The following is a 23,060-nucleotide window of genomic DNA, read 5'->3' as shown; positions in this document are numbered from 1 at the left end:
GGTTGAGTCTGAGTGCGCGGTCAGGGATGGAGTGATCCGGGCTGCGGGCGCCCGCAGCCCGGATCACTCCATCCCTGACCGCGCACTCAGACTCAACCGACACCTGTGGCGTATCGTGGAGTCAATTGCATGCAGACGCATGGATACGGACTCGCCGACCGCACGGCCTCCGAGCCCATCCCTCTTCGAGCAGGAGTCGTCATGACCACCACCAGCACCCGCTTCACCGACCGCGTCGTCCTCATCACCGGAGGTGGATCCGGCCTGGGCCGCGCCGCAGCCGTCCGCCTCGCCCAGGAGGGCGCGAAGCTCGCCCTCGTCGACATCTCCGAGCAGGGCCTCGCCGCCACGGTCGACGTCCTGCCCGAGGGCACCGAGTCGATCACCGTCCTCGCCGACGTGTCGAAGGAGGCGGACGTGGACGCCTATGTCGCGCGCACCCTCGAGGCCTTCGGCCGGATCGACGGCTTCTTCAACAACGCCGGCATCGAGGGCCGCCAGAACCTCACCGAGAACTTCACGGCCGACGAGTTCGACAAGGTCGTCGCGATCAACCTCCGCGGCGTGTTCCTCGGCCTCGAGAAGGTGCTGAAGGTGATGCGCGAGCAGGGCTCGGGCATGGTCGTCAACACCGCGAGCGTCGGCGGCATCACCGCGATCGGCAACCAGTCCGGCTACGCGGCCGCCAAGCACGGCGTCGTCGGCCTCACCCGCAACTCCGCGATCGAGTACGGCGACTTCGGCATCCGCATCAACGCGATCGCGCCCGGGGCCATCTGGACCCCGATGGTCGAGAACTCGATGAAGCAGCTCGACCCGCAGAACCCGCGCAAGGCGGCCGAGGAGTTCATCCAGGTCAACCCGACCAAGCGCTACGGCGAGGCCGACGAGATCGCCTCGGTCGTCGCCTTCCTCCTCTCGGACGACGCCTCGTACGTGAACGCGACCGTCCTCCCGATCGACGGCGGTCAGTCCATCAAGTACTGAGGTCCCGCGGAGGGAGCGGAGGGAGCGGAGGGAGCGGAGGGAGCGCCTGCTGCGGCGGGCGAGCCCTCCGCTCTCCCGCTGACGCCGCGTCCTTCGTGAAACGGACTCGGCCGCTCCTCCACAGGTGCTCCCTCCGACGGACATCCCCACCGGGCCTCCCCCACGCAGCACCCGGCACCGCAGCGGGAGCAGAATGGGGGTCGGTCCCGCCAGCGGCCGGACCTCGACCGCTACGGAGACATGCATGAACCCCACCGGGAGCTTCCGCGCCGCCCGCGACACCCTCCTGCAGCACCGCACCGATGCGGTCGCCGCGAACGAGGCCTTCCAGTGGCCGGACGTCGGGCCCCGCTTCAACTGGGCGGTGGACTGGTTCGACGCGATCGCCATCGGCAACGAGCGCCCCGCCCTCTGGATCGTGGAGGAGGACGGCTCCGAGGAGAAGTACTCCTTCGACCGGATGCGCTGGCGCTCCGACGAGGTCGCCGCCTGGCTCCACTCGGTCGGCGTCGAGCAGGGCGATCACGTGATGCTCATGCTCGGCAACCGCCTCGAGCTGTGGGAGTCGATGCTCGCGATCATGAAGCTCGGCGCGGTCATCCTCCCCACGACGACCCTGCTCTCACCCGCCGACCTGGCCGACCGCCTCGAGCGCGGCGAGGTCGCGCACGTCATCGCGGACGCCTCCGAGACCGCCAAGTTCGACGAGATGGAGGGCGGCTTCGGCCGCATCGCGGTCGGCGGCGCCGTCGAGGGCTGGCTCGACTACGCCGACTCGCTCGAGCCCTTCGGCATCAGCCCGACCGTGGTCGTCCAGAGCTCCGATCCGTGCCTGATCTACTTCACCTCCGGCACCACCTCGAAGCCCAAGATGGTCGTGCACACGCACGAGTCGTACCCCGTGGGGCACCTCAGCACGATGTACTGGCTCGGCGTCCAGCCGGGCGATGTGCACATGGCGATCAGCTCGCCGGGCTGGGGCAAGCACGCGTGGAGCTGCTTCTTCGCGCCGTGGAACGCCGAGGCGACGGTGTTCGTCTACAACTACAGCCGCTTCTCCCCCACCGCACTGCACGAGCAGCTCGACCGGGCCGAGGTCACCACGTTCTGCGCGCCGCCGACCGTGTGGCGGATGCTGATCCAGTCGGCGCTCGGAGCGAAGCCGCGCGCGCTGACCGAGATCCTCTCGGCGGGCGAGCCGCTCAACCCCGAGGTCATCGCGACCGTCGAGCGGGAGTGGGGACTCACCATCCGCGACGGCTACGGCCAGACCGAGACCACCGCGATCATCGCGAACCCGCCCGGCGCCCCCGTGGTCCCCGGAGCGATGGGCCGCGCGCTGCCCGGCGTCGCCATCGCCCTCGTCGATCCGCTGACCGGCGAGCCCGCCTCCACCGGTGAGATCTGCCTCGACCTCTCCGTCGAGCCCGTCAACCTGATGTCCGGCTACCTCGGCGACGAGGACCGCACCGAGCGCGCCCGCGCCGACGGCTACTTCCACACCGGCGACGTGGCGGTCCGCGCAGTCGACGGCACGATCACCTTCGTCGGCCGCACCGACGACATCTTCAAGTCCTCCGACTTCAAGATCTCGCCGTTCGAGGTCGAGAGCGTGCTGCTGCAGCACCCCGCCGTCGCCGAGTCCGCAGTGGTCCCGGCTCCGGACGAGGTGCGCCACAGCGTGGTGAAGGCCTACGTCACCCTCGCCGACGGCTGGGAGCCGACCGCCGAGACGGCGAGCGCGATCTTCGCCCACACCCGCGAGCTGCTGTCCTCCTTCGAGCGGGTGCGGCGCCTCGAGTTCCACCCCCTGCCCAAGACGATCTCGGGCAAGATCCGCCGCGTCGAGCTGCGCGAGCGCGAGGAGGAGGCGTTCCGCCGCGGCGAGGAGATCCCCACGGAGTGGCGCGCCGACCGCCTCTAGGCGCGGCGGCCCTCGTCCGCCGAGACACCGCCGGGACCGCCGCAGCACTGCTGAGACGGCGGCGCCTCGGCGGGGCGGTGGTGTCTCGAGGGGATGCGGTGGGCCGGGACGCCGGCCGCCGGTGACCAGCGGGAGCGGGAGCCGTCAGCGCGGAACCAGCGCGGCGTCGGCGGCGTCCGGATCAGAGGCCGGCGATCAGCTCGGCGTCAGCGCGGGAGTACAGCGATCAGCTCGCCGTGGTCGCGGACGCCGGGGGCGCTGCGGCGGAGCGAGTGGGTCACCTCGAGGCAGGCCTGCTCGGCGAGGGCGCGCATCTCGGCGAGCGGATGGAACCACGCCGGTGCGACGGCGTGCGCGAACGCCTCCGTGCGCGGCCCTTCGAAGAAGCCGATCAGCAGGCTTCCGCCCGGTCGGAGGTGCGCGGCGAGCGCCGCGACCGCGCCGGGCAGCTCCGCCGGCGGCAGGTGGATGAGCGAGTACCACGCGAGAACGCCCCCGAGGCCGTCGACGTCGAGCTCGAGCGCCGAGCCGAGCCGGAACGGGACGTCCGGGAACCGCGCTCGAGCCAGCGCGACGAACTCCGGCACCGGGTCGACGCCGATAGCGGCGGCTCCGCGGCGCTGGAGGAACTCCGTCCAGTGCCCGGGCCCGCAGCCCACATCGGCGACCGTGCCCTCCAGCCCGTCGGCCCACGACCCGATCAGCTCGCGATCGGCCGCGGGCCCCGCGTCGACCGATCCGAGCAGCGCCGCGTACTCCTCCGCCCGCGCGCCGTACGCGTCCCGCACCTCGTCCATCCGGTGAGCGTAGGCCGTCTCGAAACGGCGCGCAGCGGGCACGCGGAGGCGCGTGGCACGTTCCGCGGTGCCGTTGGCACGGCTCGACGGCACGGTCCTCTGGCGCGTTCTGACGTTCTGGCGCGCCTGCCTCGTGAGCGTTCGCGCCCGGCCTCCCGAGGCGCTCCGCGAGGACGGATCATCGAGGTGCCGCGCCCCGTCCCCGCCCCGAAGGAGACCCGATGACCCCTGCCGACGCCGCCCCCGTCCTGCCCGCCGCCGCCCTCGTCTTCCCCCTGCTCGTCGGCGTCGCGCTGCTCGCCTCGGGCGCGACCGCCCTGCTCCGCGCCGCTGGTCCTCATGGCGTCCGGAGGCGCCTCGAGGAGTCCCGCGCCCTCACCGCGGCCCTCGGCGGAGGCCCGGGCGCGCGCGGATGCAGCGCTCCCGGCGTCCTCCCGGCCTGCCTGCGGGTCGTCGTCGGCGCCCTCCTCCTGCTGGCCGCCGGCCCGGCCTACACCGCGGCCGCCCTCGTCGCCGCAGCCCTCTGCGCACTCGCCCTCGCGCACGCCGTCCGCCGCTTCGCCCAGGACTCGGAGGGCGACCCGCCCGCCCCGGCCGCGGTCGCCGCCACGGCCGCGCTGCTCGCCTTCGCCACCGTCGCCGCGGCCCAGGGGATCCTCGGATTCACGGGCGTCCTGGCGCACCTCCGGGAGTTCGACCAGCAGGACCTGAGCTGGGCGGCCGCCCTCGTCGGAGTGGTCGCCGCGTGCGGCCTCCTGCAGCTGGCGGGACGCGCAGCGGAACCGGTGGCCGCACCGGCGGCGGGCGTCAGGCGGCGCGGCTGATGCTCGGAGCTCCGACGCTCGATGCGCCTCCGCACCTCGTCCTCGACGGCAGCGCGGTGCGGCTCGCGCCCGCGTGCGGCTCCGTCGCCGTGATCACCTTCTGGATGCAGTTCCACAACTCCGGCACCTCCGCCCTGCAGGACCTCGCCCTGTTCTGCGGCTCCTTCACCGACGGCTCGGGCGCCGAGCTCGACTACGACGAGGCCCCGGTCACCGTGGTCGGCCGGCCCGAGCGGGTCGCCCCGGGAGCGGGATTCGTGGCCGTCGCGCACTACACGATCGCGCCGCTGAGGGCGCCCCGGACGCTCCGCCACTCCATCGTGCTGCGGGGCCGCACGAGCGACGACCGGCCGTTCACCGACGTCGCCGCGCTCGAGATCCACGTCGATCCGAGGCGCACCCCGGAGGTCAGGTTCCGCCCCCCGATGGCGGGATCCGACACCTTGCGGTGGAGGTGAGCGACGACGCGATCGCATGAAGACTTCTCACCACCGGCCCGGATCGGCCAGGGTAGAGGGATCGCGTCGTACGGAGGACGCGCCAGAGGAAAGGACTCCGCCGTGAGGGGAATCGCAGAAGGCAGCCGACCGATCGTCGATCGCGGGGTGTCCCGCCGGGACACCGCGGCGGCCGCGTGGCTGGCACAGAGCGGCGTCGACGTCCGCGCGAACGGTGCGTTCCGCATCGTGGCCGACACCCTCTGCAGCGACGGCGTCGACGTGCTCCGGATCTGGCACTCGCCGGCCCGCCTGCACCGCACCTCCGCCATCGGCCCGGGCGTCCGCCTGATCATCCCGCTCGAGGGCGCGATCGTGATCCAGCCGGACGATCCGGCGGCACTCGAGGTCCGCGTCGCGCCGGGCGACATCGCCTTCCTCCACTGCGACTCCCCGTTCACGATCGTGACCGACACCCCGAGCGCCCGCACCGAGATCGCCCTCGACCGCCCGCTGCTGGGCCTGGTCGACTCGGCCGACCGTGGCGCCGTCGTCACCGAGGCCGACGCGGCCAGCCGCGGAATCCTGCTCTCGACCGTCAACGCGACCTTCGGCTCCACCCTCGACGCCGACTCCCCCGCCTTCCCCCTGGTGCGGGCCGCCGTCGAGCAGCTGGCGGGCGCTGTGCTGGCGACCTCGCTGCCGCGCGAGAGCAGCGAGGACGTCTACACGCGCGCCCTCGCCCTGATCGCCGCGATGTCCACCGACCCCCGCCTCTCGGTCCAGGAGATCTGCGAGCGCCTCGGCGTCCCGAAGCGGACGCTGCAGCGCACCTTCGCGCGGAACGGCACCACCGTGTTCGACGAGATCCGCCGCGCACGCCTCACGACCGCGCGCGCCCTCCTCGGCGGGAGCGACTCCCCGCCCTCGCCCGAGCACGTGCTGAGCAGCTACGTCCGCTCGCAGCGCCTGCGCCGCGACCTGCTCCACCTCGAGACGGTGCCCGCCTCGAAGCTGGGCTGACGCCGGGGGCGCAGCGCTCGCAGGGTCGGTGGGCACGGTCGGCGACGGAGGTCACCTCGTTTGCGCGCCTCCGGTCCGGACGCTCCGGCTCGGAGGCACCGTCTCCGCAGCCGCGGTCAACCCGGGTACGGCACCGACGCCGCCGGCCACCCCGAGGCCGCGAGCTCCGCGCGCAGACGATGGTGGTGCTGCACCGCGCCGAGGGAGTCGGTGCGGAAGGCGATGGCGAGGGCCGCGTCGGCCCAGTAGGCGTCCCAGCCGGAGTAGCGCTCGAAGACGCGGTCGCCGACCGCGGCCAGCAGCTCCCAGGCGCGCGCCGCCGGGAGGTAGCCGGCGACGTAGGCGTAGCGGATCGCGCCGATCGTGCGCTCGGCGTCGCCCGCGAGCAGGAGCAGCGGCGGACGCCCGTCGACCGCCTGGGCGAGCTCGAGGAGGTGGAACTCGCTGCCGCCCGTGAGCGCGGCGACCCGGGAGCGCATCCGCTCGGCGTCGGCGGAGGCCGAGACCTCGGCGAAGCGGGTCGAGAGCGGCCCGCGGGTGAGCACGTCGGCGACCAGCAGCTCCACGTCGTCGGCCGAGGCGATGCGGAAGTCGCGGTCGAGCGCGACCCGGTGCTCGACGAGCGGATGCAGCGGCAGCTGCTGCCAGGGCGCTCCTTTCGCTCCGTCGGCGTAGCGGCGCCGCAGCTCCTCCGGGAGCTCGGCCCAGGAGGGCTGGAACGCGAGGGAGGAGTTCCAGCCGGCGAACGAGAAGTCGCTGACCGCGTCGAGCGCGAGCAGCTGCTGCTGGCGGAGGGACGGGGTCGGCGAGTCGGCCGCGCCGAGGTAGGCGAGCTGCTCGCGGCGCGGCGCGCGCGCATCCCACTGCTGGAAGCCGACCGTGGCGGCGAGCAGCCCGAAGGCCAGAGCGAACGCGAACGCCGTGAACGCGACGACGCTCTCGCCGCCGCCGAGCGCGAGCCCCCATGCGAAGCCGACCAGGCCCACCGGAGCCGCGAAGGCCGTCACCAGGAGGGCGCGGCGTCCGGCGCCCTGCCCGCGCCGGTGCGCATCGGCCGCCCGCGCGTAGCGCAGCCGGGGTCGGACGGGGAACTCGACGTCTCCGGGATGGTTCTGCAGCGGCACGGTCGCAGCCTAGGGGCGCGGGTCCCGTCGATGTGTGCTTGCCTGGTCGCATGACTCTCGCCGAAGCACTCCTCGAGCGGGCCGACCTGCAGAAGCGGATCGAGGCCCTCCAGTCGCGGATCGTCGCGAACGCCTCCTACCAGGAGGGAGAGGAGCCGACCGAGGACCCGGCCGAGCTGCTCGCCGACTGCACGCGCGCACTGGGCGAGCTCGAGCGGCTGGTCACGGCGATCAACCTCACCAACGCGACGGCCACCACTCCCACCGGAGAGGTGCTGACCGCGGCGCTCGCCCGGCGCGAGGCCCTGCGCGCCCGGCACAGCCTCCTGACCCGCGCGGCCGACGCGGCCGCCGGCGAGCGCGGCTACCGCCAGCTCCGGAGCGAGCTGCGCCGCCTGCCCGCGCTGCCGGTGCGGGAGCTGCGCGAGCAGGCCGACGCCGTGGCGCGCGAGCTGCGCGGGCTCGACGCCGACGTCCAGAGGACGAACTGGGGGGTCGAGCTGCAGAGCTGACACGAGACGCGGTGAGTCGGTAGGCGCACCGGAGCGAGCACGCACCGTCGGGCCGGCGGTTCATCCGGCCCTCTGTCACGCGGTGGGCAGCGTCCCGGCTCCGGCCGTCACTCACAGCCCAGCACCGAGGACCGGTGACCGCGCAGACAGGACACCTCATCACCATGTGCTGGCCGGTGCGCCGAGGGCGGGTTCGGGGACCTCACCGCGTCTCGGGCGTGCGCGGACGCACGTAGGGTCGGGGCGGGATCTGCTCGAACGCGCACGTGGACGCACGCCGCGCTCGGGGCAGCGGCTCCTCGAACGGGCACGTGGACGCCTGCCGGGTCCGGGCCGGTGTCCGGCCGGTCGCGCCCGCCCTCCCCGCCGCTCAGTACTCGATGCGCCCGCGCCGGTCGTGGAACTCGCCCGTCGGCCCGTCGGAGCCGAGCAGGGCGAGCGCGACGGTCGCGTCCGTGCCCTCGGTGACGGTCTGGTGCCCGCCGTGTCCGTTGAAGTCGGTCGCGGTGTAGCCGGGGTCGCTCGCGTTGATCCGCATCGCCGGCAGGTTCTTCGCGTACTGCACGGTGAGCGCGACGACCGCCGCCTTCGATGCCGCGTAGGGGATCGCGGTGACGGGGAACTCGTCGTGGCCCTCGGTGCTCAGCCAGCGCGGCCAGCCGACTCCGGACGCCACGTTCACGACGACCGGGGCCGCGGAGGCCTGCAGCAGCGGGAGCGCGGCCTGTGTGACGCGGACGATGCCGACGACGTTCGTCTCGAGGACGCCCGCCATCGCCTCCGGGGTGAGGTCGTCGACGCCGAACGAGGTGCCCAGCACTCCGGCGTTGTTGACGAGCACGTCGAGCCCGGGCAGGGAGGCGATCGCGGAGTCGACGCTCGCCTGATCGGTGACGTCGAGGCGGACGGGGTGGGCGCCGAGCGCGCGGGCGGCGTCGCCGTCGGCGGTGTCGCGCGTGCCGGCGTAGACGGTGTGGCCCGCCTCGAGGAGTCGGCGGGCGGTCTCGAGGCCGAGGGAGCGGTTCGCTCCGGTGATGAGTGTCGTGGTCATGCGCCCATCCTGCGCGGGTGGTCGGGCCTCGACCAGGCCGCGCTCGACGGGGGGACCGGCAGTACCTGGCTCGGCGACGGCGGGCGGAGGAGGATGGGCGGCATGGAGGAGTTCGCCACGGTGCTGCGCTCGTGGCGCGACCGCATCCGTCCCGCCGACGTCGGCCTGCCCGCGGGCTCGGGCCGCCGCGCCACGGGCCTGCGCCGCGAGGAGCTGGCGGCGCTCTCGGGCGTGAGCGTCGACTACCTCGTGCGGCTCGAGCAGGGACGCGCACGGAACCCGTCGCCGTCGATGCTCCGCTCTCTCGCGGTGGCGCTCCGGCTCACGGACAGCGAGCGCGACCACCTCTACCGGGTCGCCGGCGCCGCCGTCCCCTCGCCGGGCGTCGTGCCGCAGCACGTGAGCCCGGGCGTGCAGCGGATCGTCGACCGCCTGGGCGACGTGCCGCTCGCGGTGTTCACGGCGGCCCACGACATCCTGCTGTGGAACCCGCTCTGGGCCGCCCTCAACGGCGACCCCTCGGTGTTCACCGGGCTGGAGCGGAACCTCGTCTGGCGGCACTTCACCTCGGGCCACGCGGGCACCGAGTTCGACGCGCAGCACGAGGAGGACTTCGCGAGCGACCTCGCGGCCGACCTGCGCGCAGCGACCGGGCGCTACCCGCGCGATCCGGCGCTCGCCGCCCTCGTCGCCCGGCTGCGCGAGGAGTCGCCCGAGTTCGAGCGGCGCTGGGCGGAGGCGCGCATCGCCGAGCACCGCGCGAGCCGGAAGACGGTGACGCGGACGCCCGTCGGACCGGTCACGATCGACTGCGACGTGCTCACGGCTCCGGGCACCGACCTGCGGATCGTCGTCTACACGGTGGCGCCGGGCAGCGAGGACGAGGCGCGGCTCGACCTGCTGCGGGTGACGGGGCTGCAGGCGCTGAGCACGGCGCCGGCGTGAAGCGGGCAGGCGCGGCTGGGGCGCGCACAGCGGAGCGGGGCGCTGGCTGAACCGGGCTGAGCTGAGTCGAGCGGGCCGGGCTGAGCCGAGCCGCCGGGCGGGGTAGGCCGGGCTCGTCCCACGACGGGCGGGACTCGGCGCGGCCGACGGCGCAACCTGCCGATGCGAGCGAGCGGCGGCGAGCGACGGCCGAGGTGCACGGCGAGGCGCGTCTGCGGGGACGTCCGCACCCCCGGCCCCCCGCCACCCCTGCTCAGGACGAGCAGTACGCGGTGATGAACGCGTAGAGCTCGCCCTTCTGCTCGGGGGTCGCGGCGACGACGACGGTGCCCTGCCGGCCCGCGGTCTCGACGGTCATCGGCAGGCGGGTGCCGACCTTGTCCTCGGCGAGCGCGTGGGTGTCGCAGCGGGTGGGGACGGCGTCCAGGACCACGGAGTCGAGGGTCCCGGCGGGCACGGAGCGGTCGAGGGTCCAGGCGTCGGCGGCGTCGGGCGGCTGCAGGAGGATCGTGGCGTCGACGCTGCGGAGCACGATCGGGGCGCCGCGGACGTCGGCGGTGATGGTGAGGCGCGCCGGCTCGTGCGCGGCGCCTCCGGACGTGTCGATCCGCAGGGCGAGGTCGGCGTCGACGGTGCGGGCGAAGCATCCGGACCGGGCGAGAGCGTCGACGAACGAGAACGGGTCGTCGGCGGGGTACGCGTGCTCGCCGTGGCCGTCGATGGCGAGGACGACCTCGAGCGCAGTGGGCGCCTCCGCGACCGGGCAGGCGGGCTCGGGCACGTCGACGCGGAGGTCGCGCGAGGTCCCGTCGGGGACGCCCGTGCCGCCGGTCCAGGTGAGCGGGACGGCGAGGCGCGGGTCCACGAGGCGGGCCGCGGTGACCTCGATCGGGGCGCCGCTGCCGTTGTGGACCTCGAAGGCCATGGTGCCGCCGGCGATGTCGGAGCGTTTCTGCTGGACGGAGACGGTGACCCCGGGAGCCGGGGCGGCCGCGGCGGAGGAGCGGGCCGGGTCGGGGGTGGCCTGAGCCGGGGTGGCGGTGGTCGGAGCCACGGCGGCCTCGGTGCCGCTCGGGGCGCCTGTCGCGCCTCCCGGCGCGCAGGCCGCGAGGGCGGGCAGGAGGAGCAGCGCGGCGGCGAGGGCGCGGAGGCGTCGCATCGTGCCTCCCTCCGCTCGCCGTCAGTCTGGCGCCCCGGCCCCCTCTCCGCGAGCGGGCGCTCCGCCTCCCCAGCTCGATCGATGCGTCACGAACGGTCGCCACGGCGGGCGGATGACGACCGTTCGTGACGCATCGCCGGAGCGACAGGGGTGAGGACGCGGGGACGCGCACCCATCCGGGTGTGCGCCCGCTCCGAAGAGAGGCGGGGATTTCAGGAGGAGACAGATGGCACGCGGCAGATGGCACGTCGGCACGATCGTCGCGCGAGTGCGCGCATCCGCAGCGATCGGGGCCTCCGGGCTCGACGCGGTGGAGCGGGCGGAGCGCCGGGCCGAGGTCCTGCGCATCGCCGGAGGAGTCGACTCCGGCCGTCTCGGCGACGACCAGGCGATCGCGGCGTTCGGCCGGATCGTCGACGGCCTGCAGAGCGACCTGCCCGGCTCGGCGCTCGGCGTCTAGCCCGCGAGGCCGGCGTCCCGGTACCCGCCCGGAGCGGACACCCGCCGGGCCGACATCCCGAGCCTCCGCGGCGCTGAGACCCGCCGGGCGAGCGTGCCGACGGCCCACTGGGCGCGGGGACCCGCGAGCCCGGCACCCCGAGCGCCAGCCCGGCACCCCGAGCGCCCGCGCGCCGCAGAGCCCCGCTACCCCAGCGTCCCGAGCGCGATCCGCGGCAGCAGCCGCTGGATCGCGACGGCCGCCGCGCCGCGCGCCCACTCCACGAGCCCGCCGTCGTCGACGAGCAGCGCCAGGGGCGGAGCGTCCGGGTCGCGCGTGGCCGCGATCGCGGCGTCCACCACCGCGGCCTGCTCCGTGTAGAGGGCGACACCCTCCCCGGCCAGGATCACCGTGCCGGACATCGAGAGGTTGCCGATCGCGGCGATCATCGTCCCGAGCGCGCGGGCGGAGTCGGCGAGGATGCGCTCGGCACCGGGGTCGCCCGCGCGAGCGGCGGCGAAGCCCTCGGCCAGGGTCAGCTCGCGGCCGGTGGCGACGAAGAGCTGGCGGAGGAGCGAGGGCAGGCTGAGCATCGCGGTCGAGCAGCCGCGGTGGCCGGCCTCGCAGACGGGCCCGGTGGGATCCAGCGGGTAGTGGCCGCCCAGGCCGAGCCCCGCCTCCGGGGGCGCGACCACCCGGTCGTGCACCACCAGTCCGTAGCCCACGCCCGCGCCGACGGTGAGCACCGCGAAGTGCGGGATGCCGCGGCCTCGCCCGAACCAGTGCTCGGCTCCCGTGAGCGCGACCACGTCGTTCTCGAGGGCGACCGGCAGCCCGAGGGCAGCGGAGAGCGGAGCGGCGAGGTCGACGTCGCGCCAGCCGAGGAACGGCGCGCGGCTCACCCGGCCGTCGGCGGCGATGCTCCCGCCGAGCGTCACGCCCAGACCGGCGAAGGCGGAGGGGCCGCCGAGCTCGTCGACGACCGAGACGATCGCGGCGATCACGTCGGCGGGCTCCGTGCCCGGCAGCGGGCGGACCAGCTCCCGCTCGGTGCGCGCGCGCAGGTCGGTGCGGACGGCGAGGACCTCGGTGCCGGTGATCTTCACGCCCGCGAAGCTCAGCGCGTCGGCGCGGATGTCGAGCGGCCGGGCGGGGCGGCCGACTCCGGTGCTCTGCTCGGGGCCCTCGACGACCAGGCCGCCGTCGAGGAACGGGCGCGCGAGCCGGGTCAGGCTGGCGGGCGAGAGGCCGAGGCGGCGGCCGAGCTCGGCCCGCGAGACGGGACCGTGGATCAGGACCTCGCGCGCCAGGAGCTCGGAGGAGCTCCCGGAGGCGTCCTCGGCGACGATGGTGTCGGTCACGGGGCTCCTTCTTTCCGGCCTGGTAGAAAGCTACCGGCACTGCGCCGCACCAGGAACGGATCCGGCCACTCGCGCCGCTCTTGACACCCCTATTACTTCTGCTCTAGAAATAAGCCATGCACCGCAGCATCGCCCCCACGAACGACTCCGTGACCCTCTCCGGCCGGGAATCGCGCCTCTTCCACCTGCAGGACGGGGGCACCAGCGTCATCGTCGACGCCCGCCTCGTCACCTTCCCCACGATCGTGCACTGGGGCGCCGCACTCGGAGATCTTTCCGCCGCCGAACTATCCGCCCTCGCCGACGCCGCCCTCCCCCAGCGCGTCTCGGGCGGACTCGACGCCTTCGCACCGTTCGGCCTGGTCGCCGTCGAGGCCGACGGCTGGCAGCACGCCCCCACCTTCGAGGGCACCCACGAGCGCGCGGCCGCGTCGGAGCGGTTCGAGGTCGAGAGCATCGAGGCGCTCGGCTCCGCCCTCCGGACCGTCGCCACCGGCGCGGGCGTGCGCCTGACCGTGGACCTCGAGGTCGACGCGGCCGGCCTGCTCACCCAGCGCGCCCGGGTCGAGAACCTCGACGCCCGCCCGTTCCGCCTCGAGCGCTTCGAGCTCGGCTTCCCGCTCCCCGCGACCGCGCGCGAGATCCTCGACACCACCGGGCACCACCTCCGCGAGCGCCACCCCCAGCGCCGCCCGCTGACCATCGGCGAGCACACCCGCCGCACCCGCCGCGGCCGCCCCGGCGCTGACGCGACCCTCCTCCTCGCCGTGGGCACGCCCGGCTTCGGCTGGGAGCGCGGGCTCGTGCACGGCGTCCACCTCGGCTGGAGCGGCGACAGCTCGCTCCGCGCCGAGCGCACCGTCGAGGGCGTCTCGCTCCTCGCGGCCGGCGAGCTGCTGCGGCCCGCCGAGATCGAGCTCGCGCAGGGCGAGAGCTACGAGACCCCGGTCGCCTACGGCTCCTGGGGCGACGGGCTCAGCGCTCTGCAGGCCCGGTTCCACGCGTCGCTCCGCGCCCGCCCGCAGCACCCCGTCGCTCCGCGGCCCGTCACCCTCAACACCTGGGAGGCCGTCTACTTCGACCACGACCTCGCTCGCCTCACCGCCCTCGCCGAGCGGGCCGCGCGGATCGGGGTCGAGCGCTTCGTGCTCGACGACGGCTGGTTCCTCGGCCGCCGCGACGACACCGCCGCGCTCGGCGACTGGACCGTCGATCCCGCGGTCTGGCCGGAGGGCCTCACCCCGCTGACGGACGTCGTCACCGGCCTGGGCATGCAGTTCGGACTCTGGGTGGAGCCCGAGATGATCAGCCCCGACTCCGACCTGGCCCGCGCGCACCCGGAGTGGATCCTCGGCCCGGCCGGCCACCTCCCGGCCTCGGGGCGGCAGCAGCAGGTGCTCGACCTCTCGCAGCGCGGCGCGTTCGAGCACGTGCTCGGCGCCCTCGACGTGCTGCTGACCGAGTACCCGATCGCGTACCTCAAGTGGGACCACAACCGCGACGTGATCGAGGCGGTCTCGCCCGCCACCGGCCGCTCCGCCGTCCACGAGAACGTGCTCGCGCTCTACCGCCTGCTCGACGAGCTGCGCTCCCGGCATCCCGGCGTCGAGATCGAGTCGTGCGCCTCCGGGGGCGCCCGCGTCGACCTCGGGATCCTCGCCCGCACCGATCGCATCTGGACGAGCGACTGCATCGACCCGCTCGAGCGGCAGACCATCCAGCCCTTCACCCAGCTGGTGGTGCCGCCCGAGCTGATGGGGCAGCACATCGGAGGGCCGCGGTCGCACTCGACGCAGCGCACCCACTCGCTCGCCTTCCGCGCCGGCACCGCGCTGCCCGGCCACCTCGGCATCGAGTGGGACGTCTCGGATCTCGCCCCCGCCGTCGAGGAGGAGCTGACCGCCTGGGTCGCCTTCCACCGCGAGCACCGGGCGCTGCTGCACACCGGGACGGTCGTGCGCGCCGACCTCGCCGACGACGCCGCCTCGCTCTCCGGAGTCGTCGCCGCCGACCGCTCCGCCGCCCTCTTCACCTTCGCCCAGCTCCGCACCGGCGAGACCTACCCGCCCGGCCGGATCACGCTCCCGGGCCTGGACCCGGAGCGCACCTACTCCGTGGCGCTCGCCCCGGTCACGTCGCCGCTCGGCGGCCCCGGGCAGTCGCCGCTCGGCTGGGCCGAGCACGGGACCGCGCTCCGCGGCCGCGTGCTGGGCACCGTCGGGCTCCAGGCCCCCGTCCTCGATCCGGAGCAGCTCGTCGTGCTCGTGCTCACCGCCCTCTGACCCGCCCTCCCGGCTCCGGAGCCGACCCGCTCCCCCGCCGCCGCACCTGCTCTCGCACCGCCCTCCGCGGTCGAGCGCGCCCTGAGACCTGTCCCCACGCGCAAGGAGGCGCCGCATGTCCGCTCATCCGCATCCCCCCGGGTTCTCCCGGCGGCTGTTCCTCTCGGTGCCGCTCGCCGCGGCGTCCGCCGCCGCCCTCGCCTCCTGCGCCTCCTCCGGCGCCGGCGACGGAGTGACCACGCTCGACTTCTTCCAGTTCAAGGCGGAGGCGGTGGAGGACTTCGCGCGGATCATCCGCGAGTTCGAGGCGGCCAACCCGGACATCCGGGTCATCGCCAACAACGTGCCCGACCCCGACACGGCCATCCGCACTCTGCTCGTCAAGGACAAGGTGCCGGACGTGCTGACCCTGAACGGCAGCGGCTACTACGCCGACCTCGCGAAGGCCGGCGTGTTCCACGACTTCACCGGCGACGAGCTGGTCGAGCGGGTGAACCCGGCGGCCCTCGACATCCTCGCCGCCCTCGGCAGCTTCGAGGGGAAGGAGGTGAACGCGCTCGCCTTCGCGAACAACGCGGACGGGATCCTCTACAACCGCACGATCTTCGCCGAGAACGGGATCGAGGTGCCGACCACCTGGGACGAGCTGATCGCCGTCTGCGAGACGCTCACCGCCGCCGGGATCACTCCCTTCTACGGCGCCCTGCTCGACAACTGGACCGGCGCCCCCGCCTTCAACGCGCTCGGTGGGCAGCTGCAGCCGGACGGCTTCTTCGACGCGATGCGCGAGGAGGGAGCGGCGCTCGGCCCCGACTCCCCCGTCTCGTTCTCGAAGGACTACGCGACGACGATGGAGCGGCTCGGGCAGCTCTTCTCGTACACGCAGGAGGGCTCGTTCGGCCGCGGCTACGACGACGGCAACCAGGCCTTCGCCGCGGGTGAGGCGGCCATGTACCCGCAGGGCATCTGGGCGATCAACCCGGTGCGCACGAACAACCCGGACATCGACCTCGGCGTCTTCCCCTACCCGGTGCTCGACGACCCGGCGGACACGCGGGTCACCTCGGGCGTCGACGTGGCCGTCGCCATCGGCCGCGGCACTCCGAAGCTCGACGCGGCCCGCCGCTTCGTCGACTTCCTGCTGACCCCCGGAGTCGTCGAGCCCTACGTCGCGAGCCAGGCCGCCTTCTCACCGCTGGTCGGCGCCGCACCCAACTCGGACCCCACGCTGGCCGAGCTGCAGCCCTACTTCGAGCAGGGACGGCTGATCGGCTTCGTCGACCACCAGATCCCCGCGAGCATCCCGCTCAACCCCACGCTCCAGGCGTTCCTCGCCAGCGGGGACGCCGACGCGGCGCTCCGGACCCTCGACAGTGAGTGGCGCAAAGTCGCGGCACGCACGACCAGGAAGTGACCCCATGACCACGACCACGACGGCCGCCGCGCAGGCGGTGGCGACCACTCCTCCGCCGCCCGCGCGCCGCAAGCGCACCATCGGCCGCACCTCGAAGACCTTCTACTGGATGACGGTCCCCGCCGTCCTGCTCTTCTTCGTGCTCCACACGGTCCCGGTCCTCACCGGAATCTTCTTCAGCTTCACGGACTACGCGGGCTACGGCTCGTGGGACCTGATCGGCGCCTCGAACTACCTCGCGCTCCTCCAGGACGACCGTGTCTGGAAGGCCTACGGGTTCACCTTCGGCTTCGCGATCGTGGCGACCGTGCTGGTGAACGTGATCTCGCTCGCCATCGCCGTCGCCCTCAACGCGCGGATCAAGTTCCAGACGGCGTTCCGCGGGATCTACTTCATCCCCTACGTGCTCTCGACCCTGGTCATCGGCTACGTGTTCCAGTACCTCTTCGCGAACTCGCTGCCGCAGATCCTCGGCGCGATCCCGGTGATCGGCGAGAACATCCTCGCGAACGCCGACTGGGCGTGGGTGGCGATCGTGGTGCTGGCGGTCTGGCAGGCCTCGGCCTTCTCGATCATCATCTACCTCGCCGGACTCCAGACGATCCCGGGCGAGCTCTACGAGGCGACCTCGCTCGACGGAGCGGGGAGGTGGCGGCAGTTCACCTCGATCACGTTCCCGCTGATCGCCTCCTTCTTCACGATCAACATGGTCATCTCGATGAAGAACTTCCTCCAGGTGTTCGACCACATCATCGCCCTCACCAACGGCGGTCCCGGCACCTCGACGGAGTCGATCACGCTGCTGATCTACCGCGGCGGCTTCCAGGGCGGCGAGTACGCCTATCAGACGGCCAACGCCGTCCTCTACTTCCTCATCATCATCGTGGTCTCGCTGATCCAGTTCCGAGTCCTCAGCCGCAGAGAGGCGTCGTTCTGATGACATCGACCATCACCCCCACGACCGCCATCGCCCTCGGCGAGCCCGAGGGGCGGCGCCGGCCCTCCCGCGACACCTACCGGATCAACTGGTGGGCGACCGCGCTCATCGCGGTCTGCTCGCTGACGATCCTCCTGCCGCTCTACTTCGCCGTCGTGACCGCGCTGAAGACGCCCGACCAGCTCGGCGGCACCGGGTTCGAGCTGCCGACCTCGATCTCGTGGGGCAACTTCGCCGAGGCGTGGACGGCGACCCGCTTCCCGCAGGCCTTCGTGAACACCGCGCTGATCACGGTCGGAGCCGTCGTGCTGACGCTGTTCTCGAACTCGATGGTCGCCTACGCGGTCGCCCGGAACATGCACAGGCCGTTCTTCAAGGGCGTCTACTTCTACCTGCTCGCCGCGGTCTTCGTGCCGTTCCCGATCATCATGCTGCCGGTGGTGAAGGAGACGGCCCTGCTGGGCCTGGACAACCAGGCCGGGCTGATCCTGCTCTACGCCGTGTTCGGGCTCTCGATCAACACGTTCATCTACACGGCCTTCATCCGCTCGATCCCCATCGAGCTCGAGGAGGCGGCGCGCACCGACGGCGCCTCGACCTGGCGGACCTACTGGCAGGTGATCTTCCCGCTGCTCGGCCCGATGAACGCGACCGTCGGGATCCTGACCTGCGTGTGGGCGTGGAACGACTTCATCCTGCCGCTCGTGGTGCTCTCGGACCCGTCCGCCCGCACCCTGCCGCTGGCCGAGTACGTCTTCCAGGGGCAGTTCAACACGAACTACACCGTCGCCTTCGCGTCCTACCTGATGGCGATGGCGCCGCTGCTGATCGTGTACCTCTTCGCGCAGCGCTGGGTGGTCAGCGGAGTGATGCGCGGGTCGATCAAGTAGCGGTCGCGGCGAGCGCCGCCTCGAGCAGGTCCGTGAGCACGGTGCCTCGCGAGCCCGCGTCCTCCGGGTGCCACTGCACGCACCAGAGCGGCGCGGACTCGTGCTCGAGGGCCTCGACGGTGCCGTCGTCGGCGCGGCCGACCACGACGAGGCCCTCGCCGGGACGGTCGACGGCCTGGTGGTGGGAGCTGCGGACGTCGAGCTCCGCGGCGCCGAGGATGCCGGCGAGGGCGCTGCCCGGCTCGAGCGCCACGCGGTGGTCGACCATCCCCGACAGGTGCTCGCCGGGGACCGACCGGCCCACGTGGCCGGCGCCGGGCAGGTGCTGCACGAGGTCGCCGCCGAGGGCGACGTTGACCAGCTGCATCCCGCGGCAGATCCCGACCAGCGGGGTCCGCGTCTCGACGGCCCGGCGGACGAGCGCGATCTGCGCGCGGTCGGCGGCGGGGAAGGACTGGCCGCGGTGCGGGTCGTCGGGTCGGCCGCCGTAGAGGGACGGGTCGACGTCCTCCCCTCCGGTGACCACGACGGCGTCGGCGGCGGCGAGCCGGCGCTCGAGCTCGGCGGCGCCGGCCTGCTCGGCAGGGACGCGGTCGACCACGAAGCCCGCGGCGGTGGCGGCCGAGACGACGCTCGCGGTCAGCAGCTGGAGCTCGATCTCGAACTCGGGGTCCTCGCGGCCGCCGTCGGCGACGTCGACGACGAGCAGGACGGGGCGGTCGGAGGCCATGCGGACATCGTGCCACCCGGCCGGCTCCGGCAGAACGTCGGCGGAGAGGAGGGCCTCTGCGTCGGCGGGCGAGGGACCGCGCTCTCGGCGTGCGTTCTGCAGGAGCCCGCAGACCTCTCCCGGGGACTGGTCAGGATCCGGCACCGCGATTTAGGATGTTCACGTTCACATACCGTGCGAAGACGCACACCTCCGCGGCCCTGCGGATCGTGCCTCGACGCCGCATCCGATCACGAGGGCCTATCTGCATGAGACGATCACGATCGGCGGTGAGGACCGCTCTGGCGGTCGCGACCGTCGCCGCCACGGCGCTGCTCGGCGCCACGGTCCCCAGCTCCGCCTTCGGAGCCACCGAGACCCCGCTCCTCCACTACACGTTCGACACCGCCCCCACCGGCACCACGGTCGCCGACACCAGCGGCAACGGCTACAGCGCGACGCTGCGCGGCTCCGGGGCCCAGTTCCGCAACGGGCTCATCAGCCTCCCCGGCGGATCCGCCGCGGCCGCCCCCTACCTCGAGATCCCCACCGCCGGCCTCGTCGGCAAGAAGGACCTGACCTTCTCGACCTGGCTCGCCCACAAGGGCGGGACCGGCAACGTCGCCGCCGCGTTCGTCGGAGCGCCCGTCGCCTCCGGCGCCTCGTTCTCCTCCGGCTACTGGCTGCTCAACCCGAGCAACCTCTCCGGCTACACGAAGTCGGTCGTCACCAACTCGGTCAACGCGGGCGCTCCCTACAACACCGAGGTCGGAGCCGGAGCGACGGGCACCCCGACCGTCGGCGCGCGCACCCCCTCGGGCCTCTCGCTCTACACGACCGTCATCGACGGCTCGACCGGCAAGCTCACCGTGTACGTCAACGGCGCGCAGATCTCGCAGAGCACGATCGCCCGCGACGTCTCCTCGTTCGGCCCGTCGCTCGTCGCGTACATCGCGCGCTCGACCTACAACGACCCGGGCTGGAACGGCGAGATGGACGACTTCGCCGTCTACGACAGCGCCCTCAGCAGCAGCTCCGTGCAGGCGCTCTACTCCTCGCAGGCCCTCGACCGCGCCGTCGCGTCGGTCACGGTGCCCACGGAGGCGACCGCCGGCTTCACGGTGCCCACCACCGCCAGCGGCGTCGGCATCACCTGGACGTCGAACAGCGCGGCCGTGGCCATCACCGGCGGCACCGCGACCGTCACGCGCCCCGCCGCGGGGCAGCCGGACGCCACCGCCACCCTCACCGCCACCTACAGGGTCGGCACCGAGACCCGCTCGGTCGACTACGCGGTGCGCGTCGCCGCGCAGCTGGACGACGCGACGAAGGTCCAGCGCGACCTCGCCGCGATCGCCATCCCGAACGTCGGCGACATCCGGACGAACGTCTCGGTGCCCACCACCGGCACGCTCGGCTCGAGCATCGCCTGGAGCGTCGTCAGCCCGAGCGGAGCGACCGTCCGCGACGGCAGCGCCGCCGGCACCCGCACCATCGACGTCGACCGCCCCGCGACCGGGAGCCCCGCGATCGACGTGGTCGTCCGCGCGACCGCGACCAGCGGATCCACCACCCGGACCCGCGACTTCACCCTCCGGGTGCAGCCGCTCCCCGCCGGCACCGACGACACCGAGGCGTACGTCTGGGCGTTCTTCACCGGAGAGGGCGACGGCGCCGAGCGCATCAGCCTCGCCGCCTCGAAGGGCAACGACGCGCTGAGCTGGAACACGCTGAACGGCGGCAAGCCGGTCTTCACCTCGAACCTGGGGACGATGGGCCTGCGCGACCCGTTCATCATCCGCTCGCACGAGGGCGACAAGTTCTTCATGCTCGCCACCGACCTGAAGATCGACGGGCTCCCCGGCGGCTTCGACACCGCGCAGAAGTCGGGCTCGAAGTACATCGAGGTCTGGGAGTCGACCGACCTGGTGAACTGGTCCGCCCAGCGCCACGTCAAGGTCTCCACCGACTTCGCCGGCAACACCTGGGCCCCCGAGGCGTACTGGGACGACGAGCTCCAGACCTACGTCGTCTTCTGGGCCTCGAACATGTACCCGACCACGAACACGGCCGATCGCGCCTCCGTCACCTACAACCAGATGATGTACGCGACGACCGAGGACTTCACCTCCTTCTCGGAGGCGAAGCCGTGGATCGACGTCAAGCGCGGCGCCGGCAAGGGCACCATCGACTCGACGGTCGCGAAGGACGGCGACACCTACTACCGCTTCACCAAGGACGAGGCGTCGATGACCCTCCGCGAGGAGAAGAGCACCGACCTGCTGGCCACCGTCTCGGGCTCGCTGCCCGGCACCGGCGGACCGGCGGACGAGTGGTCGCTGGTCAAGGAGAAGGTGGCCTCGGGCCTGCCCAACGGCGAGCCCGGCAAGACCTTCACCAGCGGTGAGGGCCCCAACGTCTTCCCCGCCAACGAGGGCGACGTGAACGGCCTCGACTGGTTCCTCTTCATCGACCAGCCGAACTACCACGACGGGCCGAACCACTACATCCCGTTCGGCACCGACGACCTCGCGAACGGCGACTCCTGGCAGCCGCTCGGAGCGAAGCTCCGCACGGGCCTGCCGCAGAACGCCGACGGCGGCAAGCCGCGCCACGGCACGGTCATCCCGGTGACGCGCTCCGAGTACCAGAAGGTGCTCGAGGGCTACGCCCCCGGCCTGGCCGTCGCCTCGGTCGCTCCGCTGACCGCGACGACCACGGTCGGCGCCGCGCCGGTCCTGCCCCGCGCCACGATCACGACCGCCGCCGGCACCACCAGCACGGTCGACGTGGCCTGGGACGCCGTCGCGCCCGCCGCCTACGCCACGGCCGGGACCTTCACGGTCTCGGGCGTCGCGCAGGACGCGTCGCGCATGCCGGTGCAGGTCACGGTCACCGTGCAGTCCTCGCTGAAGGTGAGCGCGACCGCCACGTCGCGCTGCGTCGCCGGCAAGGTCGTGCTGACGGTCGTCGGCAAGAACGGAGACACGGTGCCGATGGACGTCTCGATCAGCACCCCGGAGGGCGTGAAGACGATCGCCGGCGTGAAGCCGGGCGCCTCCGGCTCCGCCGCGTTCACGGTGCGCTCGACGCAGCTCGCCGCGGGCGAGGCGACGGTCACCGGCACGGCCACGGTCGGCGGCAAGACCGTCACGGCCACGGCCACCGCGCCCTACAGCGCGCGCAGCTGCGGCTGACGCACGGCACTCCTCGGGAGCCCGTCGCACCTCACCGGTGCGGCGGGCTCCCGTCGTCGTGCGGGGGGAGCCGGGAAACCGCCCTGACGCCGAGACGCCGCCGCCTCGGCCGCGCTTCGACGGACGGCGCGGCGCCTCGTCACGCGGGCGGGCCCGGGGCGGCCCGCCCGGCGTCATCCGGTGACGGCTGCCGGTCCGGCTTCGAGCAGGTCGCGGACGCTGCGCGGCTCGCGTCCGAGGAGGCGCCCGAGCTCGGGGCCGGTGCCCGCGAAGAAGCCGCGCTCGGCCGCCCGGTGCATCCCGAGGGTGAAGCGCACGAGGAACTCGGGCTGACCCGCCGCGACGCGCGCGGCGACCCACTCGTCATCGCCGAGGACGCGCAGCTCGACGGGCCGCCCGCCGACCTCGGCCGCGATCCCGGCGATCTCCTCGAACGTCGGAGCCTCGGCCGCGGTCAGCATGATCGGCCCGTCCTGCGGGCTCCCCGAGAGGAGAAGCCGGGCGGCCGCCTCCGACTCGTCCTCGCGGGCCGTCCACGAGACGCGACCGTCCGAGGGGACCTCGATCACGCCGGTCTCCCGCCACGGTCCGAGGAACAGACCCAGGCTGTGCGCGTAGAAGCCGTTGCGGAGCGACGTCCAGGCGAGTCCGGACTCGGCGAGCAGGCGCTCGGTCGCCGCGTGGTCCCGGCCCGGGCCGAAGGGGGTGTCGGCGGCGGCGCCCTGGTGGCTCGTGTAGAGGACCCGTCCGACTCCGGCCGCGACGGCCGCCTCGACGGCGGTGCGGTGCAGGGCGACGGCGTCGGCCCGCGGGTCGCTCGAGGAGACGAGGAGCAGCTGATCCGCTCCGTCGAAGGCGGCCGGGAGGGAGGCGGGGTCGGCGTAGTCGCCGACGCGCACCTCCACTCCGCGCTCCGCGAAGCGGGCGGCCTTCGAGGCGTCGCGGGCGACGACGGCGATCCCGGAGGCGGGGACGGAGTCGAGGAGGTGGTCGACGGTGGCGCCGTTCAGAGCGCCGGTGGCACCGGTCACGATGATCATGGGGAGAG

General features: G+C 73.4%; 20 protein-coding genes. 13 read left to right on the top strand and 7 right to left on the bottom strand.

Translation table 11 applies throughout. The features are described from left to right. Window positions 1-201: 201 nt before the first annotated feature. Window positions 202-987 (top strand): glucose 1-dehydrogenase, encoded by a 786-nt coding sequence (locus C5C37_RS05665; RefSeq protein WP_258074050.1) that lies wholly within the window; start codon window positions 202-204, stop codon window positions 985-987. A 244-nt stretch (window positions 988-1,231) separates the two neighbouring features. Next, window positions 1,232-2,911, top strand: a complete 1,680-nt coding sequence (locus C5C37_RS05660; protein WP_104248164.1) for an AMP-binding protein — start codon at window positions 1,232-1,234, stop codon at window positions 2,909-2,911. Window positions 2,912-3,117: 206 nt separating this feature from the next. Here the strand turns inward: C5C37_RS05660 and C5C37_RS05655 are convergent, their stop codons facing one another. Further along, complete coding sequence (locus C5C37_RS05655) at window positions 3,118-3,708, bottom strand: trans-aconitate 2-methyltransferase (protein ID WP_104338610.1); 591 nt, start codon at window positions 3,706-3,708, stop codon at window positions 3,118-3,120. Between the two features lie 221 nt (window positions 3,709-3,929). On the opposite strand from C5C37_RS05655, the gene C5C37_RS05650 reads away from it, so the two are divergent. From C5C37_RS05650 to C5C37_RS05640, 3 genes are all read left to right on the top strand, one after another. Beyond that, entirely contained in the window at window positions 3,930-4,532 is a 603-nt protein-coding gene (locus tag C5C37_RS05650; protein WP_104338609.1) for a hypothetical protein, read from the top strand. After that, entirely contained in the window at window positions 4,532-4,990 is a 459-nt protein-coding gene (locus C5C37_RS05645) for a hypothetical protein (protein ID WP_104338608.1), read from the top strand. Before C5C37_RS05650 ends, C5C37_RS05645 begins: the two co-directional genes overlap by 1 nt. Before the next feature lie 147 nt (window positions 4,991-5,137). Further along, window positions 5,138-5,992, top strand: a complete 855-nt coding sequence (locus C5C37_RS05640) for a helix-turn-helix domain-containing protein (RefSeq protein WP_146085188.1) — start codon at window positions 5,138-5,140, stop codon at window positions 5,990-5,992. A 116-nt stretch (window positions 5,993-6,108) separates the two neighbouring features. On the opposite strand, the gene C5C37_RS05635 is transcribed toward C5C37_RS05640, so the two are convergent. Continuing rightward, window positions 6,109-7,116, bottom strand: coding sequence for a DUF1266 domain-containing protein (locus tag C5C37_RS05635; RefSeq protein ID WP_104224022.1), 1,008 nt, complete (start codon window positions 7,114-7,116; stop codon window positions 6,109-6,111). Window positions 7,117-7,166: 50 nt separating this feature from the next. Between C5C37_RS05635 and C5C37_RS05630 the strand changes: the two genes are divergently transcribed. After that, window positions 7,167-7,628, top strand: a complete 462-nt coding sequence (locus C5C37_RS05630; protein WP_104224023.1) for a DIP1984 family protein — start codon at window positions 7,167-7,169, stop codon at window positions 7,626-7,628. A 370-nt stretch (window positions 7,629-7,998) separates the two neighbouring features. Here C5C37_RS05630 and C5C37_RS05625 read toward each other — a convergent pair whose 3' ends face one another. Next, entirely contained in the window at window positions 7,999-8,679 is a 681-nt protein-coding gene (locus C5C37_RS05625) for an SDR family NAD(P)-dependent oxidoreductase (protein WP_104338606.1), read from the bottom strand. A gap of 102 nt (window positions 8,680-8,781) precedes the next feature. Between C5C37_RS05625 and C5C37_RS05620 the strand changes: the two genes are divergently transcribed. Next, window positions 8,782-9,624 (top strand): helix-turn-helix transcriptional regulator, encoded by an 843-nt coding sequence (locus C5C37_RS05620; protein ID WP_104338605.1) that lies wholly within the window; start codon window positions 8,782-8,784, stop codon window positions 9,622-9,624. Window positions 9,625-9,877: 253 nt separating this feature from the next. On the opposite strand, the gene C5C37_RS05615 is transcribed toward C5C37_RS05620, so the two are convergent. Then, window positions 9,878-10,783 carry a hypothetical protein gene (locus tag C5C37_RS05615; RefSeq protein WP_104338604.1) on the bottom strand — a complete coding sequence of 302 codons (906 nt, stop codon included), beginning with the start codon at window positions 10,781-10,783 and terminating at the stop codon, window positions 9,878-9,880. 226 nt (window positions 10,784-11,009) lie between these two features. Between C5C37_RS05615 and C5C37_RS05610 the strand changes: the two genes are divergently transcribed. Next, window positions 11,010-11,243 carry a hypothetical protein gene (locus C5C37_RS05610; protein ID WP_104232900.1) on the top strand — a complete coding sequence of 78 codons (234 nt, stop codon included), beginning with the start codon at window positions 11,010-11,012 and terminating at the stop codon, window positions 11,241-11,243. 185 nt (window positions 11,244-11,428) lie between these two features. Here C5C37_RS05610 and C5C37_RS05605 read toward each other — a convergent pair whose 3' ends face one another. Next, window positions 11,429-12,583 carry an ROK family transcriptional regulator gene (locus C5C37_RS05605; RefSeq protein ID WP_104227467.1) on the bottom strand — a complete coding sequence of 385 codons (1,155 nt, stop codon included), beginning with the start codon at window positions 12,581-12,583 and terminating at the stop codon, window positions 11,429-11,431. Between the two features lie 116 nt (window positions 12,584-12,699). Between C5C37_RS05605 and C5C37_RS05600 the strand changes: the two genes are divergently transcribed. The 4 genes from C5C37_RS05600 to C5C37_RS05585 all read left to right on the top strand — a co-directional run bounded on the left by C5C37_RS05600 (window position 12,700) and on the right by C5C37_RS05585 (window position 18,106). Beyond that, on the top strand, window positions 12,700-14,865 hold the full coding sequence (locus C5C37_RS05600) for an alpha-galactosidase (RefSeq protein WP_104338603.1): 2,166 nt from the start codon (window positions 12,700-12,702) through the stop codon (window positions 14,863-14,865). 115 nt (window positions 14,866-14,980) lie between these two features. Continuing rightward, window positions 14,981-16,279, top strand: a complete 1,299-nt coding sequence (locus C5C37_RS05595; RefSeq protein ID WP_104257458.1) for an ABC transporter substrate-binding protein — start codon at window positions 14,981-14,983, stop codon at window positions 16,277-16,279. A 4-nt stretch (window positions 16,280-16,283) separates the two neighbouring features. Continuing rightward, on the top strand, window positions 16,284-17,216 hold the full coding sequence (locus C5C37_RS05590; protein ID WP_104225874.1) for a carbohydrate ABC transporter permease: 933 nt from the start codon (window positions 16,284-16,286) through the stop codon (window positions 17,214-17,216). Continuing rightward, entirely contained in the window at window positions 17,216-18,106 is an 891-nt protein-coding gene (locus tag C5C37_RS05585) for a carbohydrate ABC transporter permease (protein WP_347877594.1), read from the top strand. Before C5C37_RS05590 ends, C5C37_RS05585 begins: the two co-directional genes overlap by 1 nt. Here the strand turns inward: C5C37_RS05585 and C5C37_RS05580 are convergent. Then, window positions 18,099-18,836, bottom strand: coding sequence for a gamma-glutamyl-gamma-aminobutyrate hydrolase family protein (locus tag C5C37_RS05580; RefSeq protein WP_104287996.1), 738 nt, complete (start codon window positions 18,834-18,836; stop codon window positions 18,099-18,101). The two genes, C5C37_RS05585 and C5C37_RS05580, sit on opposite strands and share 8 nt — an antisense overlap. A gap of 269 nt (window positions 18,837-19,105) precedes the next feature. Here C5C37_RS05580 and C5C37_RS05575 point away from each other — a divergent pair, with 269 nt between their 5' ends. Further along, on the top strand, window positions 19,106-22,012 hold the full coding sequence (locus tag C5C37_RS05575) for an immunoglobulin-like domain-containing protein (protein WP_181065478.1): 2,907 nt from the start codon (window positions 19,106-19,108) through the stop codon (window positions 22,010-22,012). Between the two features lie 173 nt (window positions 22,013-22,185). Here C5C37_RS05575 and C5C37_RS05570 read toward each other — a convergent pair whose 3' ends face one another. Beyond that, on the bottom strand, window positions 22,186-23,052 hold the full coding sequence (locus C5C37_RS05570; RefSeq protein ID WP_104338602.1) for an NAD(P)H-binding protein: 867 nt from the start codon (window positions 23,050-23,052) through the stop codon (window positions 22,186-22,188). Window positions 23,053-23,060: the final 8 nt, after the last annotated feature.

It is taken from the genome of Rathayibacter sp. AY1F9, assembly GCF_002932155.1.
Taxonomy (GTDB): domain Bacteria; phylum Actinomycetota; class Actinomycetes; order Actinomycetales; family Microbacteriaceae; genus Rathayibacter.
This window is presented reverse-complemented; position numbering and strand designations above follow the sequence as displayed.

What these genes read in the sequence shown, in the direction of transcription:
- C5C37_RS05665 (WP_258074050.1), top strand. Translation starts at nt 202, where the DNA reads ATGACCACCACCAGCACCCGCTTCACCGACCGCGTCGTCCTCATCACC.
- C5C37_RS05660 (WP_104248164.1), top strand. Translation starts at nt 1,232, where the DNA reads ATGAACCCCACCGGGAGCTTCCGCGCCGCCCGCGACACCCTCCTGCAG.
- C5C37_RS05655 (WP_104338610.1), bottom strand. Translation starts at nt 3,708, where the DNA reads ATGGACGAGGTGCGGGACGCGTACGGCGCGCGGGCGGAGGAGTACGCG.
- C5C37_RS05650 (WP_104338609.1), top strand. Translation starts at nt 3,930, where the DNA reads ATGACCCCTGCCGACGCCGCCCCCGTCCTGCCCGCCGCCGCCCTCGTC.
- C5C37_RS05645 (WP_104338608.1), top strand. Translation starts at nt 4,532, where the DNA reads ATGCTCGGAGCTCCGACGCTCGATGCGCCTCCGCACCTCGTCCTCGAC.
- C5C37_RS05630 (WP_104224023.1), top strand. Translation starts at nt 7,167, where the DNA reads ATGACTCTCGCCGAAGCACTCCTCGAGCGGGCCGACCTGCAGAAGCGG.
- C5C37_RS05625 (WP_104338606.1), bottom strand. Translation starts at nt 8,679, where the DNA reads ATGACCACGACACTCATCACCGGAGCGAACCGCTCCCTCGGCCTCGAG.
- C5C37_RS05620 (WP_104338605.1), top strand. Translation starts at nt 8,782, where the DNA reads ATGGAGGAGTTCGCCACGGTGCTGCGCTCGTGGCGCGACCGCATCCGT.
- C5C37_RS05615 (WP_104338604.1), bottom strand. Translation starts at nt 10,783, where the DNA reads ATGCGACGCCTCCGCGCCCTCGCCGCCGCGCTGCTCCTCCTGCCCGCC.
- C5C37_RS05610 (WP_104232900.1), top strand. Translation starts at nt 11,010, where the DNA reads ATGGCACGCGGCAGATGGCACGTCGGCACGATCGTCGCGCGAGTGCGC.
- C5C37_RS05600 (WP_104338603.1), top strand. Translation starts at nt 12,700, where the DNA reads ATGCACCGCAGCATCGCCCCCACGAACGACTCCGTGACCCTCTCCGGC.
- C5C37_RS05595 (WP_104257458.1), top strand. Translation starts at nt 14,981, where the DNA reads ATGTCCGCTCATCCGCATCCCCCCGGGTTCTCCCGGCGGCTGTTCCTC.
- C5C37_RS05590 (WP_104225874.1), top strand. Translation starts at nt 16,284, where the DNA reads ATGACCACGACCACGACGGCCGCCGCGCAGGCGGTGGCGACCACTCCT.
- C5C37_RS05585 (WP_347877594.1), top strand. Translation starts at nt 17,216, where the DNA reads ATGACATCGACCATCACCCCCACGACCGCCATCGCCCTCGGCGAGCCC.
- C5C37_RS05580 (WP_104287996.1), bottom strand. Translation starts at nt 18,836, where the DNA reads ATGGCCTCCGACCGCCCCGTCCTGCTCGTCGTCGACGTCGCCGACGGC.
- C5C37_RS05570 (WP_104338602.1), bottom strand. Translation starts at nt 23,052, where the DNA reads ATGATCATCGTGACCGGTGCCACCGGCGCTCTGAACGGCGCCACCGTC.